The sequence below is a fragment of the Massilia pseudoviolaceinigra genome (genome assembly GCF_030846505.1).
Classification (GTDB): domain Bacteria; phylum Pseudomonadota; class Gammaproteobacteria; order Burkholderiales; family Burkholderiaceae_D; genus Telluria_A; species Telluria_A violaceinigra.
Genome location: NZ_JAVCWL010000011.1, coordinates 16129 through 28843, shown reverse-complemented (window position 1 = coordinate 28843; position 12715 = coordinate 16129). Strand labels below are relative to the sequence as shown.

The window sequence follows — 12715 nt, the reverse complement described above, 5'->3', positions numbered from 1 at the left end:
GTCAGCGGCGCCCTGCCGCGTTCGGATCCAGATCGTCGAAGCGGCGGCTGGTGTCGAGCAAATCCTGGTTCCAGCCGTTGGGGCCGTCGACGATGGTTGGCTTGATCAGCACCACCAGTTCGCGCTTCTGGTTGACGTTGGCCTTGTTGCGGAACAACCCGCCGATCACCGGCAGGCTGCCCGCACCGGGAACCTGCGAGCCATCGGCGGTCGAGGACTGGCGCATCAGGCCGCCAATGGCGACCACCCGTCCATCCTGCCCGCGCACCATGCTGTCGATTTCCGACGTCGACGAGGCCGCCAGCGGCAGGCTCAGGTTGCCGGCGCTGCCCAGGCTGACTGACTTGTTCACCGTGGTCACCTGGCTGACCGAGGGATGCACGTGCAGCAAAATATTGCCCTTGTCATCGATCTGCGGCGTCACGTCGAGCACCACGCCGGAAAAGAACGGTTGCAAGGTCACGCTCGGGCTGACGGTATTGTTGTTGTCGCCCGTGCTGGTGGTGGTCGACACGCCGGTCACGTAAAACTCGTCGGTGCCGATCTTGAGCACGGCTTTCTGGTTGTTGATCGTGGCAATACGCGGGCTCGACAGTACGTGCACGGTGCCTTGCGATTCCAGGAAGGAAATCAGCGCGGCGAAATTGCTGGTCTGGAAGGCCAGTCCGAACATCGATCCGGCCGTGGCCGCCGCATTCGAGAGCAGGAAGCCGGTGCTGGCGGCAATGGTCTTGCCGTCGCTGATGATCGGCGGCTGGCCGGTGCCGAACGGCAGTGGCTGGAGCGTGGTGCCGGGCGTGAGGAAACCGGTCGAGACGCGGTTGCCGTGCGAGCCGGGAAAGGAGGCGAACGAGGCCCAGTTGATGCCGCTCTGGAAGCTGTCGTTCAGTTCCACTTCGAGGATCTTGGCTTCCAAAATCACCTGGCGCCCGACCGACAGCTGGGTCGCCTTCAGGAACAGGTCGACATTGCGCAGTTCCTCCGGCATGGCGCGGATCACCACCACGCCCGACTGCGGATTGACCACCACCGTGCGGCCGTCCTCTTTCGAGCCGACAATCGCGGCGATCGAGGCCTTGAGCTCGACCCAGAAATCGCTGTCCGAGGTGGTGCTGACGTTGCTGCTGTCGGACCGCTCGGTGGTGCCGCCGCCGTTCTGGTCGTTACTGTTATTGTTGCTGTTATTGTTGCCCTGCCCCGAGCTGCCGCTGCTGCCGCCGCTGTTGCTGGTGCCGGCATTGGTGATCGAGGTGGAGGTCACGCGCAGGTTGGATTTGCCCTTGCGGTTGCCCACCAGGTAGTTGACCTGGAACATGCGCGTCTGCATGGTGAGCGGCTTGATCGAGACGCGGTTGCCCTCGATCCGGTATTCGTAGCCGTACATTTCGCGCACGGCGTCGAGCGCTTCGGCCAGGGTCACGTCCTTCAGGTTGGCGCTGATGTTACCGCTCACTTCGGGATGGACCAGCATGTTGTAGCGCGTGCCGGTGGCGATCGAATTGAAGAATTGCTGCGCCGGCACATTGTTGAAGCTGACGTTGAAGCGCTCTTCCAGCGCCTGGCGCGACTTGGGCAGCTGCCCGGCCAGCGCCGCGACGGGCGGCAGCAGGGCCGCCGCCACCGCGTCGTCGGGCCGCGCCGTGGCGGCCACGGGACGCGCGGCGGCCGCCATCTGGGCGGTGATGTTCTCGTACGTGTCGCGCTTGGGCGTGGCGTTGCAGCCAGCCAGGATGACGGCGCTTGCCATCACTGATGCCATCACGAGGTGTTCCACACGTTGTTTTTGCATGCTTTTTGTCAGTCTCTCTCGTTATGCCGCTGCGGCGGTGGTGCCGGCGGGTACAGCCGCAATACGCGGCGGCTGGCGCCGTCCACCAGGACAACTTCGGTTTGCGTCATCTGGGCCACGCGCGCGCCCTTGAACAGGCCGCCCAGGCGCACGGTCTGGCCGTCGATCACGGCCACGTGGCGCCCGCCAGGCGCGATCAGCACCGACTGCAGTTGCGGCAGCGCGTTCGCCACCGGCGCCGCCGGCGCGTCAGCCGGGCTACCGGCCGGGATGGTGAAACGCGCCGGCGGACGGGTCGGGTCGGCCAGCGGCTGGGCCGTGGCGGCCGCCGCCTGCAGCGCCAGCGCGGCCACGCACAGCAATCGGCGCGGGTTCACAGCGTCATCCATTTCTTGTCCAGGCTCAGCGTGTACAGTGTCAGGCTCAGGCGCGCCTCGGGATAGGTGTCGACCTCCATCTGGGCCGCGCCCCAGTACAGCTGGAGCGGCATGGCTTCGAGCGCATCCATGTAATTGACCATGTCCAGGTAATTGCCGCGCACCGTCACCTCGACCCCGTGCGCGTAGATGGCGCGGCTGGAGACGGCAGGGAGCGCCGTAGCCGGGGGCGCCGTGGCCGGGGCTGCGGGTTCGGCAACGGCCGGGCCCGCGGCGGCGTCGAAGGAACCGTCGAACGACATCACCGGCAAGCTTTTCAGGGCCACCAGGCGCAGGCGGCCATTCGACTTGAGGATCGATTCGAGCAGCGGCGCGATGCGTTCGGGCGCCACCAGGCTGCTGTGCGCCGTGCGCAGCTGGTTCGACAGCGTGGCGCTGGCGTTCCTGATCGCCGCCAGGCGCGCCTTGCTGGCCAGGTCCGGATCGGCCGCGTGCGCCTGCACCATGGCGGTGATCTCGGCGTCGATGCCCTGCATATTGTTTTGCTGCTGGCTGATCTGGTTGCGCAAGGTTTTCTGGCGAACGAACAGCGGGTCGATCAGCATGGCGAACATGATGAAGACGATCACGCCGACCGTGGCGCCGAACACCATGGCGCGCTCGCGCACGCTCATCGCATCGATTTTCAGTTGCAGCTTGAGCAGGCGCGCTTTCATCTGGCAACCTCCGGCTTGGGCGTGGCCGCCACCGCCAGCTCGGCGGGCGCCGGGGCCGCGGCCACGCGTTCAGGAGGCAGATCCTGCAGGGTGAAATCGATATACGGCGCCAGCTGGGATGGGTCGGGCGAGTCCTTGCCATCGACCTGCAAACGGGCGCGGCTGATCTGCAGGCTGGAAAAGCTCTTGCCCCGCATGGCCGGCTCGCGCGTGAGACGGCTGACATAAGCCGGCACCAGGTTGGCGTCGAGCGCCCTGCCCTGCAAGGCAATATGCGAGCCGACGCCGCCGATGCGCACTCCGGTCAGCCACAGGTCGCCCGCCGACTGCCGTGCCAGCGCCTTGAAATAGCGCGAAAAACCCTTGCGCGAGTTGGCCATCGTGTCGCTATTGAGCATCGAGGCGACCGCGTTGAGCGATGCCAGGTCGGCTTCGGCGCTGGCGATCTCGTTTTCCAGTTGCTTGCTTTTCTGGCGCGGGGCGAATTCCGCCATGACGGTGGCCTGGCGCGCCTTCTTCAGTTCGAGCTGCTCGGCGCCGGCCGCCGCTTCCGCTTCGAGCGCGCGCACGCTGTGACGCCCCATCAACACCAGCGCCAGCGCGCCGGCCACCAGCACGCCGAGCGCGATCAGCATGGCGCCGGACGTGAAGATCTTCTTCTGCGTGAGAAAGTCGGGGTTGAATAGATTGATCTGCTGGCTCAAGAGGCGGCCTCCTCTTGCCGCAACGCCGCGCCCAAGGTCAGGAAGAAGCGCTGCTGCTGGGCAAGCGCAGCCAGTTCCGGCACGCTCCCCAGGTCCAGCACCGTGGCCAGGTCGAGCGATTCGACCTTGGTGTACAGATTGCTGGACAGGTATTCGTCGAGGCCGCTCGCGCCGGTCGGCGCCAGCACCAGTTTCGAGACATTGATGAAGTTGTATTGACGGTCGAAATGGTCGAGCGAGCGTTGCAGTTCGAGGGTGATCTTGTCGTAGCACACGTGCTTGCGATCATGATCGCTGTCGAGCAATTGTTCGAGCGTCACATCGATGCGGCGCGCCAGGTACAGCTCGCCGTTGTAGGTCACTGTCAGCAAGCCGCCTTCGTTACTGAACGAGAGCATGGCCACGCCGCGCCCTTCCGGTTCGACCAGGGCCGAGATATTCCGTTGCGCCATTTCGGGAATGTCGATCACGGCCAGCGGCACGCCGGCGTCGACAAAGCGGTTCTGGCGCGTTTCGATCAGGCTGTTGCGCGCGGCCACGGCGAACAGCGACTGGCTGCGGCCCTGGGCTTTATCGGTGGGAATGTCGAGCACGTCGATGCTGGCCTGGTCGGCGGGAAAGTCGAGCATGTCCTTCAGGCGCCAGCGCACGGCGGTGCGCAGCTCGTCGGCCGGCACATTGGGCGACTCCACCGACAGCAACTGGTATTCGCCGGCACCGAGAATGGTCGTGCAGCGGAAACTGCCGGCGTGCAAGTCCTTGCCCGTCTTTTCCAGCATGTCCGGGCCGGTGCTCTTTTCGGCGGGATAAAACGAGGCCAGCGTCACGCGCGGCATGCCCTCGGCCTGGCGCTTGACGCGGGCGGCAAACACGCCCTCGCCATGCAGGGCGATCGCCAGCAAGCCATCCTTCTTCTTTGATCTCGAGAAAAATCCCATGCCCGCAATCTATATCAATACCGCGCGCGAAGTTCGCACGGTAGCGTCTTGATTATATTCAAGTTTCACCGTGATTTAACACGAAATTTGCGTTCGGCAACAGAAACCGTCTTATTTCCACCGCATAGGCATAGCAGGATGGAATGTTCTTTACGCGCCCCTATCAGAAAACCTCGCGGATGTAGATCAATGGGGTCGGTTTATACACGCCGAAGGTCAGTTTGCCGGCCGCCGGCGGCAGCCACACGGGCTGGCCGACGCTCACGTTCACGCTGCCGGTCTTGTTGGTCGGCGCGAACTTGAACTTCACCAGACCGTTGACCATCGACGCGCTCGCGAGCGTGGACTTAGGATCAGGAAACGGCGTCGCCGCGCTGCACGCAGCCATGCTTTTCAGGCACTGCGAATAGCTCAGCAGCAGCTGGGCGGCGGTGACGCTGTGCGGGAACGTCACCACCCCCGAGGCGGGCGCCGGCGTGGCGACAATGCTGATGCTGTCGGTACGGCTGTCGGCCCAGCGGCCGTCGGTGGCGCTGGTGCCGCTCCAATACTGGGCGCGCATGACCACCGGCAGCGCCAGCAGCTCCGAACCGAAGGCGTTTTCGATCAGCAGGCGCCCGCGCACGATCTTGGTGGCGCCCTCGACCGACAGGCCGGAGCGGCCCGAGGTCACCAGGTCGGCGTCGCTGGCGCGCAGGTAAATATCGACCGGCGCCATGCTGGCGGCGGCAAAATCGAAGCTGGGCCAGGCGGTGCCGCTGCCCTGCACGAAGACGGTGGCGGCGTTGGCGATCGGGCTCGGGGTGAGCGTGCCCGAAGGCGACTGGGTCAGCCCGCCCAGGGCGGTGTATGGCAATAGCTTGGGCGCCTTCACGAACTTGCCCTGATAAAACCTGGTGATCTCGCCGGCGGCGTTGTAGGCCGTCACGATGGTCTGGATCGGCTGCTTCGAGTAATGCAGGCCGATATTCTGGCAGTTGAGCGGATGCTGCGCGGCGCAGGTGATCGCAATCGGCACGGTGGTACGGAAATGGTCCGGATAAAAACGGCCCAGCGCCACGCCGTCGCTGGCGACATCCTCGGCACCGAGATAATTACCGCTTTTCATGTGCACGTTGACGTTGACGATGCCGACCTCGGCGAACGTGAAATTGCTGCCCGTGGCCGCGCCCGCGCTGAAGGCGCCGAAATTGCCTTCCACCTTGCGCACCGGGTCGCCCGGACCGGTTTGCATCTCGGCGAAGGGCAAGGTTTCCGAATTGGTGTCGCCGGGAATAGCGTAATTGGTGGAATCGATGGTCGCCGTGGTGAGCAGCTCGACTTCCTGCGGCGTGGTTTCCTTGCCAAAATTGGGAGTCGGGGTGCTGTCCGCCGCCTGCGCCACCACGTTCAGCGTAAAACCGGCGCCGGCCTTCCAGAAACGGCCGATGTCGGCCGTCATGTCGTCGGCGGCGACCGCGCCGGCGGGGTTGCTCAGCGGCGTGCTCAGGGCAAATTTATACGGCCGCACCACGAACTGCCCGCTGGTGCTGGTCAGGGCCACGGCGGAAGCCGTTTCCGATAGAAACAATTCGATCATCCCGACGTCGCCGTACACAAACTGCATCAGCGTGCTGCTTGGCGCGCCGGTCGCGAACGCCATGGCGATTCCTTGCCACTGGGTCGCGCTTTGCAGGGCCGTGCTCGAAATGCAGGCTTTCAGCGCCACGCCCTTCAGCCTGGCCACCCCGCCGGCGCTGGTGGTCGGATTAACGCAGCGAAACGAGAATTGCAGGGTCGGCGTGGTCGACGGCGGCAAGGCGGGTCTGAAGTTGCTATCCACAAAAGTCACATACACGGGCGACTGCACGCCCGCCTGCAAGGTCGGGACGCTGAGCAGATTGCATTTACCGGGCGTGCCGAAGGCAACCCCGACTTCGCACGGATTGTCAGTGAACACATAGCGCGCGCTGCTGAAGGTGATCGTATTGCTGGCGCTGTTATTGCCCATGTCATTATCGAACTGCAAGCCGCTGGCGGTCGCGCTGCTGGTCATGCTGTTCGGCGCCGTCAGGCCGATCCTGGCCGTGATCGACAGCGCCGGTGCCGACTCGCCCACCTCGAGCGCTTCGGCGCTGGTGCAGGTCACCACCTGGCCGCTGGCGCTGCAGCTCCAGCCGGTGCCGGACGAGGACAGATAGGTCAGGCCATTGGCCAGGGTATGCTTCACCGTGATCGGCCCGGCGTCCGGCAAGGGGCCCTGGTTGGTCACGGTATGCACCAGGTTGACGTTGTTGCCGCGCGCCGGCGTCCCCGTGAGCGCAATCGCCAGCGACAGGTCGGCCACGTCGACGTTCGGCACCGAGACGATTTCAGCGTTCAGCAAGACCATGTCTTGACCGGACTCGTACAGCATGGTGGCGGTGGTCTGGCCGGCAAACAGCCTGGGGCTGGCCAGCAGGTAGGAATCGAAGTCGATCCCGTACGACGCGTTGTCGACCGTGCCGCCGATATTGCTGGTGGAATTGAACTGGTTGCCGGTCGGATTGGCGCCATCGACCATCTCGCCGCCGTTGAACTTGAGGTTCTCGCCGCCGCCGGAGAGCGAGCTGTCGCCTTCCCAAGTCACGTGGGCGATGCGGCCGGTGGCGCTGCCTAGCGGCGTTGGCGTCCTGAAGTTGCTCAGGTTCAGGCTCACCTTGATATTGTCGGTACCGAAGGTGCGGATGTACTGGAAGCCCTCGTACAGGTTGAGGACGCGAAATGCTTCGTTCGGATCCGAGTAGATCGCCACCAGCGAAAAGCCGCCCACCACGCCTTCCACCGCGCAGTACGGGGTACCGTTGGTGATCGTCAGGTTGGAAAACGCGTAGTCGGCATTGCGCTTGGCCGTCACTTGCGCCGTCACGTCGACCGCGCCGGAAAAATAATTGTAGCCGATGGTCGCGGTGGTAAAGCGGCGGTTGGCCGGCGCGCTCAGCGCCACGCCATCCATGCTCACGCCATAGTCGGGCGTGCTGCTTGACCCGGCCCAGTACAGGTGCGCGCTGACGATCTTGGCGGTGGCGGGAATGCCGGTCAGCTTGGCGACCAGCGCATTGTTGGTGATGTTGCAAGGATTGCTGCCGTTGGCGCCCGTGCGCATGGTTTTTTGCGTGCCGGTAAAGTTCAGCCGTCCGGCATAACTCTTGAACAGGGCGATCGGCGTGTCGGCCCGGGCCGGCAGGCTGGCCAGCAGCAGGCCGGCGCCGCACCCCATGGCCAGCGCGGCGCGCCAGAACCTGTCGATGCGCTGCGTCATGGCTGCCCCGGCTCGCTCAATTCGACATGCACCACGCGCTGCACATAGTCGATGTTATTGGTCGGACTCGGGCAAGCGCCCGTGCCCGGCGTGTTGCAGGCGGTGCTGCGGACCGTGTAGCGCTGCAGCTTGCTGACCGTATCCAAGGTGCGCGTGCAGATCACGGTGACCTTCATGCGCGCCAGGGTACTGTCGGCCGGCATGGGGAAGGTGCTGGTGGCGCAGGCGCCATTGGCGCGCGTGACCTGGTACACGCCCCATTCGGCGCCGGCGCGCGCCGACAAATAGGCGCGCGTGCCCTGCAAGTCGAGCGCCGAACTGGTTTGGGCGCTAGTGGCCAGGGTCACCATCGCCACCGCCAGCCCGGCCAGCACCACCAGCAGGAAAATGGCGGTGACCAGGCTCACGCCGCGCATGCGCTCCAGGTTGGGAAAGCGTTTCATGGGTTGTTATCCACGTGCACCTGCTGGATCAGGCGGATCGGGCCGTCGCTGCCATTGGCCCGGTGCAGGGTGAGGGTCAGGCGCACCAGCGCCGAGCGCGTGTTGCCGACCAAGAAATAATTGAATTCGCAGGATGCCACGTTGGTCGCCAGGATCGCCGGCGCGGCGCTCGGCACCGCCTCCTGCACCGCCTTGAAGCCGTAGTTGGCGTGGCGGTACAGCATGCCGTTGGCGCAGCTGTAGGTGACCGGCTGGCCGATGACCTGGAAGCGGTGCAGCGGATGGGCCAGGGGCGGGTTTTGCGCCGCGAACGGATTGGCCGCCAGCGTGACCAGCTTGTTAGTGGCGTCCACCGCCGTCACCTGGGCGCGGTTGGTCGGCGCGGCCGCGTACACATTGGCCAGATCGCCTTCGACGGCCATGTTGTTGACCACCACCGTGTCGCCCGCCACGATCTGCTGGGTCCCGCCCTGCAACGGGCCGACCACGCGAAAGTTGACGTCGGTGGCGACGGCGAAGTTCAGGTGTTCGCCGGATTCGACATCCTCGGCGGCGAGGTAGCGCCCGCCCGTCTTGGTGGGCACGAATTCGATCGAGGTACCGGCCGCGCTCGAGGGACCCGTCACGCGCACCGTGTTCGGCAGCGCCAGGCGGATTTCGCGCACCATGCGCCGCACGGCAGTGTCGGCCACGTCGGTCAGCTCGGCGCGGCCGGCGCTGTCGACATAATTTTGCACCGGCAGGCGCAGGAAGGTGGCGACGATGCCGCCCAAAATGCCGGTGATGACGATCACGACGATCGCCTCGACCAGGGTAAAGCCTGCTTGACGTGAACGTGGCGGCATCATGGCGGGGAATTCGGTGCGTAGCGCGCGCGGTAGCCGTCCAGCACCACCGTCTCGACATTGTTGTACGACACCGCCACCCGGATCCACAAGGCTTCCGATGACGGCAGGCCGGCTCCGGCCGGACCCAGCAGGTTGGTGGGCGTCACGGTCAGCCTGGCGGTGTAGCCCGGCAAGGGGATTTCCATTCCGGCCGCGTCGCTCAGCTTGGCGGAGGTGAGGAACGCTTCGGTGGCGCTGCCGTAGGCGGCCACATAATCGTTGACGTTGTCGAACGGACGCGTGCCGCCGGCTTCGTTGCCGACGTTCTCGACCAGGGTGGCGCAGCCGGTTGGGCCGATCGCCGCGCTCTCGGCCGAATCGACCTGCTCGTCGGTGGCGTCGCAAAAGGTGAAGCGGGCCAGCTGGACTTCTTCCATCAAGCCTTCGGCCAGCATCAGCGCCTGCTTGCGCACCAGCGGGTCGGCGCTGACCCGGGTGGTGAGGTTCATGGCGTTGAGGATGCCGGCCAGGCCGACGCCGATGATCACCATGAAGATGATCAGCTCGACAAAACTGATGCCGCGCTGGTAAGCGAGGGTGCGCGGGCGGGTAGCGGCGCGCTCAGTGCACATGGCCGGTATCGGCTTCCACCACCCGGGCGACGCTGCTGGCGCCGGACTTGACGGTCATGGTCAACCTGGCAAACGCATCCGCGCCCACGTTGGCGGGACGGCCCAGCGCATCGTAGGAAAAGAAAGCGGTCGCGGGACTGGTGGCATAGGTAACGCCGGGCGGGTTGCCTTCGCAAGCCCAGCTGGTCGAATTGGCGCAGCGGGCCAGCGTATTGGTGCTGGCGGTATTGTTGGCGGAGGGAGACATCACGCGCTGGTCGGCGGGACAGCTGCCGTCGGCCACGTACACGAAGCACAGGGCCACGCTGTTGCCGTCGAGGCGCACGAACACGGGACGGTTCTGGGCGACGGCCACTTTCTGGCCGTAGCGGACCAGGGAGCGGGCTTGTTCGGTGAAGGCGGCCGCATCATACACGGCGCGGTCGAAATAGCGGGTCGCCGCGGCGGCGGCCAGGACGCCGACGATCACCATGACGGTGATCAGCTCGACCAGCGTGAAACCCTGCTGGAGGTGCTTGCCGTGGCGCCGGAGGATACCGCTCATGGAGAAGTTGCCGGCAGGACTGGCGCACTGGACAGCGGCCTTGGCCGCGATGCCCGTCGTTCCGTGCGCTAGTCCGCCAGTCACTCGGTACGGCTTAGCAGGATGTGGCTTTGACGGTGATCACCGGCGGGGTCGCATCGGTGGCCGGGGCCACTGCCGCGACGGCCGGCTTGTAGTGCACGTAGCAGTTCAAGCCCTTGGGGGTGCCCGACACGCTCAGCGGCACGATGGCCACTTCGCCGGCGATGGTGGTCGGCGTATTGGCCGAGCTTTGCGCGGTGGTGATCAGCTGGTAGTCGGTATCTTTCAGGCCGGCTGCTTCGAGCAGGGCGGCATTGCCGGTAGGATAGCCGTTAGCGACCGTCACCGAGGTACCTTCGAGCGACACGGTGGCGGTTGGGGCGATCAGGTACTTGCCGTGCACCATGGCCGAGACGGCTTCCAGCGAACCCTTGGCCGCCTTCATGGTGGCAGCGCGGGCGTCACCGCCGAGGTCGGCGAATTTTGGCAGCGCGGTGGCGGCGAGGATACCGAGAATGACGATCACAACGATCAGTTCGATCAGGGTGAAGCCAGCTTGAGCAGTGCGAATGAACTTACCGTGGGATTGCATTTTCATGTGGATCTCCAAATTCGATTTAAGCAGTGAAATATGAGGTGCGTAACAGAAACACGACTACCGTATTCTTTAACGGCGGTTTAACTATTAACTTGAGTAAGGGCAACGGTCCGAGTTTCTGACGTACCACTCTGCTTGGCGGGGATTGTGGGCAAGCGAGTGAATTCTACCTTGAAGTCGATGCGCTTCGCAGTGCCACGTGGAAATTTTTTTTCCCCACTTATCAAGTACACCAAGGTTTTGGTTTTCAGGTCGAAATACCAGTTGCCGGGACCGACCTGGGCCGGAGTCGGCGCGAAGTATTCGCCGGCATAATTGCGCGGCTTTTCAGCCAGCCAGTCGATCGGGTTTTTCCCAATGAGAGAGGGAATTTCCGCCTCTTTTCCACGGGCTTGCAATTGGCCGATCTTGAGCACCAGCGCGCTGCGCAGCACGCCGGCGAGCTGTTCCACGGCGGCCAGTTCGGCCTGTTCGCGATAGTAGAGCAAGCGTTGTAAAAGCACACCAGTCAACACCGCCATCACCACCGTGCACACCGCCATTTCCAGCAGCGAAAAGCCGCCCCGGCGCGAGCACCCCGATGACAACGTTGGCGGGGTGGCAATCTGTCTCATTTATGCAAAGCGGCTTTGCCCAGATCCCAGATCGGCAGGAAGATGCCCAGCGCCAGCACCAGCACCATCGCCCCCAGGAACACGATCATGATCGGCTCGATCTGGGCCGACAGGGTTTTCAGTTCGTAATCGACTTCGCGCTCGTACATCTGGCCGATTTCATCCATCAGGTCGTCGAGCGAGCCGGTTTCCTCGCCCACCGCGACCATCTGCAGCACGATCGGGGTAAACACCCCGGCCGCCACCGCCGTGCGCAAGATGCTCTCGCCGCGCTCGACGCCATCGCGCATCTGCTCCACGCGCGAGGACAGATAGGCATTGTCGACCGTTTGCGACACCACCGTGAGCGCCTGCACCATCGGCACCCCGCTCTTCATCGACAGCGCGAAGCTGCGCGCAAAGCGCGCCATGGTGCCTTTCAGGATGATCTTGCCGGCAATCGGGATGCGCAGGCGCACCCGGTCCCACCACATGCGCCCTTCCGTCGAATTGATGTAGCTGCGCCAGCCGAAAAACGCCACCACCGAGAAGCCCAGCAGCGCCGGCCAGAAGCGCACCATGAAGTTCGAGCTGGCGATCAGGATGCGCGTCATCAGCGGCAACTGCGAATTGAAGCTCTCGAACACCTTCACGAACTGGGGAATGACGAAAATGTTCACCACGATCATCGCCAGCAGCATGGCGATCATCACAAACATCGGGTAGCGCGTGGCGGTTTTCACCCGCTCGCGCATGTCGCGGTCGAATTCGAGGTGGTCGAACAGGCGCAGGAACACGTCTTCCAGGCGCCCCGTCATTTCGCCCACGCGCACCATGGACAGGTAAAAATTGGAAAACACGTCCGGATGGCGGCGCATGGCCGCCGACAGCTCGCGTCCGGAATCGAGCGACTCGCGCAAATCCTTGATCACCTTGCCGAACGACTTGCTGATGGCCGATTCCTGCAACCCCGCCAGCCCGCGCATGATGGGCACGCCGGATTTGAGCAAGGTGTAGAGCTGACGGCTGAACAACTGCACATCCATCGAGGTGACTTTTTTCTCGAACATGCGGTCGAGCCAGCTCTCTTCCTCGCCGCTGCTGGTGACGGCGCGGCTGGTCGGGCTGATCTCGAGCGGCGTGACGCCGTTGCCGAACAGCTGATCGGCCACGGCCCCGCTGTCGGCGCCCTCCAGCACGCCTTGCATCAGCTCGCCTTTGGCGTTGCGTCCCTTATAGGCGAAGAACGGCAC

Annotated in this window: 13 protein-coding genes; all 13 read right to left on the bottom strand. The window is 64.3% G+C overall.

Annotated elements, in window-relative coordinates; translation table 11 throughout:
* Position 1 precedes the first annotated feature (1 nt).
* The 13 genes from mshL to RBA40_RS12465 all read right to left on the bottom strand — a co-directional run bounded on the left by mshL (position 2) and on the right by RBA40_RS12465 (position 12715).
* Positions 2-1789, bottom strand: coding sequence for a pilus (MSHA type) biogenesis protein MshL (gene mshL / locus RBA40_RS12525; RefSeq protein ID WP_306648195.1), 1788 nt, complete (start codon positions 1787-1789; stop codon positions 2-4).
* Between the two features lie 8 nt (positions 1790-1797).
* Positions 1798-2178: a hypothetical protein gene (locus tag RBA40_RS12520; protein WP_306648194.1), complete on the bottom strand. Its 381-nt coding sequence runs from the start codon at positions 2176-2178 to the stop codon at positions 1798-1800.
* A complete protein-coding gene (locus RBA40_RS12515) occupies positions 2163-2882 on the bottom strand; it encodes a type II secretion system protein M (protein ID WP_306648193.1) in 720 nt (239 codons plus the stop codon). The genes RBA40_RS12520 and RBA40_RS12515 overlap by 16 nt, the downstream gene beginning before the upstream one ends.
* Complete coding sequence (locus RBA40_RS12510) at positions 2879-3586, bottom strand: PilN family protein (protein WP_306648192.1); 708 nt, start codon at positions 3584-3586, stop codon at positions 2879-2881. Before RBA40_RS12510 ends, RBA40_RS12515 begins: the two co-directional genes overlap by 4 nt.
* On the bottom strand, positions 3583-4524 hold the full coding sequence (gene pilM, locus RBA40_RS12505; RefSeq protein ID WP_306648191.1) for a type IV pilus biogenesis protein PilM: 942 nt from the start codon (positions 4522-4524) through the stop codon (positions 3583-3585). Before pilM ends, RBA40_RS12510 begins: the two co-directional genes overlap by 4 nt.
* Positions 4525-4687: 163 nt before the next feature.
* Positions 4688-6895, bottom strand: a complete 2208-nt coding sequence (locus RBA40_RS12500) for a DUF6701 domain-containing protein (protein WP_374710492.1) — start codon at positions 6893-6895, stop codon at positions 4688-4690.
* Positions 6896-7800: 905 nt separating this feature from the next.
* Positions 7801-8247, bottom strand: coding sequence for an agglutinin biogenesis protein MshP (locus tag RBA40_RS12495; RefSeq protein ID WP_306648189.1), 447 nt, complete (start codon positions 8245-8247; stop codon positions 7801-7803).
* The gene (locus RBA40_RS12490) at positions 8244-9095 is read right to left on the bottom strand and encodes a type II secretion system protein (protein WP_306648188.1); all 852 of its coding nucleotides are present in this window, start codon (positions 9093-9095) and stop codon (positions 8244-8246) included. The genes RBA40_RS12495 and RBA40_RS12490 overlap by 4 nt, the downstream gene beginning before the upstream one ends.
* Complete coding sequence (locus tag RBA40_RS12485; protein ID WP_306648187.1) at positions 9092-9706, bottom strand: type IV pilus modification PilV family protein; 615 nt, start codon at positions 9704-9706, stop codon at positions 9092-9094. Before RBA40_RS12485 ends, RBA40_RS12490 begins: the two co-directional genes overlap by 4 nt.
* Positions 9696-10250 carry a pilus assembly FimT family protein gene (locus RBA40_RS12480; RefSeq protein WP_306648186.1) on the bottom strand — a complete coding sequence of 185 codons (555 nt, stop codon included), beginning with the start codon at positions 10248-10250 and terminating at the stop codon, positions 9696-9698. Before RBA40_RS12480 ends, RBA40_RS12485 begins: the two co-directional genes overlap by 11 nt.
* Positions 10251-10344: 94 nt before the next feature.
* Entirely contained in the window at positions 10345-10869 is a 525-nt protein-coding gene (locus tag RBA40_RS12475; protein WP_306648185.1) for a type II secretion system protein, read from the bottom strand.
* Between the two features lie 80 nt (positions 10870-10949).
* On the bottom strand, positions 10950-11483 hold the full coding sequence (locus RBA40_RS12470; protein WP_306648184.1) for a type II secretion system protein: 534 nt from the start codon (positions 11481-11483) through the stop codon (positions 10950-10952).
* A complete protein-coding gene (locus tag RBA40_RS12465) occupies positions 11480-12715 on the bottom strand; it encodes a type II secretion system F family protein (RefSeq protein WP_099879729.1) in 1236 nt (411 codons plus the stop codon). The genes RBA40_RS12470 and RBA40_RS12465 overlap by 4 nt, the downstream gene beginning before the upstream one ends.

Coding starts and splice junctions, on each gene's coding strand:
- mshL (WP_306648195.1), bottom strand. CDS start 1,789: ATGCAAAAACAACGTGTGGAACACCTCGTGATGGCATCAGTGATGGCA.
- RBA40_RS12520 (WP_306648194.1), bottom strand. CDS start 2,178: ATGGATGACGCTGTGAACCCGCGCCGATTGCTGTGCGTGGCCGCGCTG.
- RBA40_RS12515 (WP_306648193.1), bottom strand. CDS start 2,882: ATGAAAGCGCGCCTGCTCAAGCTGCAACTGAAAATCGATGCGATGAGC.
- pilM (WP_306648191.1), bottom strand. CDS start 4,524: ATGGGATTTTTCTCGAGATCAAAGAAGAAGGATGGCTTGCTGGCGATC.
- RBA40_RS12500 (WP_374710492.1), bottom strand. CDS start 6,895: ATGGTCTTGCTGAACGCTGAAATCGTCTCGGTGCCGAACGTCGACGTG.
- RBA40_RS12495 (WP_306648189.1), bottom strand. CDS start 8,247: ATGAAACGCTTTCCCAACCTGGAGCGCATGCGCGGCGTGAGCCTGGTC.
- RBA40_RS12490 (WP_306648188.1), bottom strand. CDS start 9,095: ATGATGCCGCCACGTTCACGTCAAGCAGGCTTTACCCTGGTCGAGGCG.
- RBA40_RS12485 (WP_306648187.1), bottom strand. CDS start 9,706: ATGTGCACTGAGCGCGCCGCTACCCGCCCGCGCACCCTCGCTTACCAG.
- RBA40_RS12480 (WP_306648186.1), bottom strand. CDS start 10,250: ATGAGCGGTATCCTCCGGCGCCACGGCAAGCACCTCCAGCAGGGTTTC.
- RBA40_RS12475 (WP_306648185.1), bottom strand. CDS start 10,869: ATGAAAATGCAATCCCACGGTAAGTTCATTCGCACTGCTCAAGCTGGC.
- RBA40_RS12470 (WP_306648184.1), bottom strand. CDS start 11,483: ATGAGACAGATTGCCACCCCGCCAACGTTGTCATCGGGGTGCTCGCGC.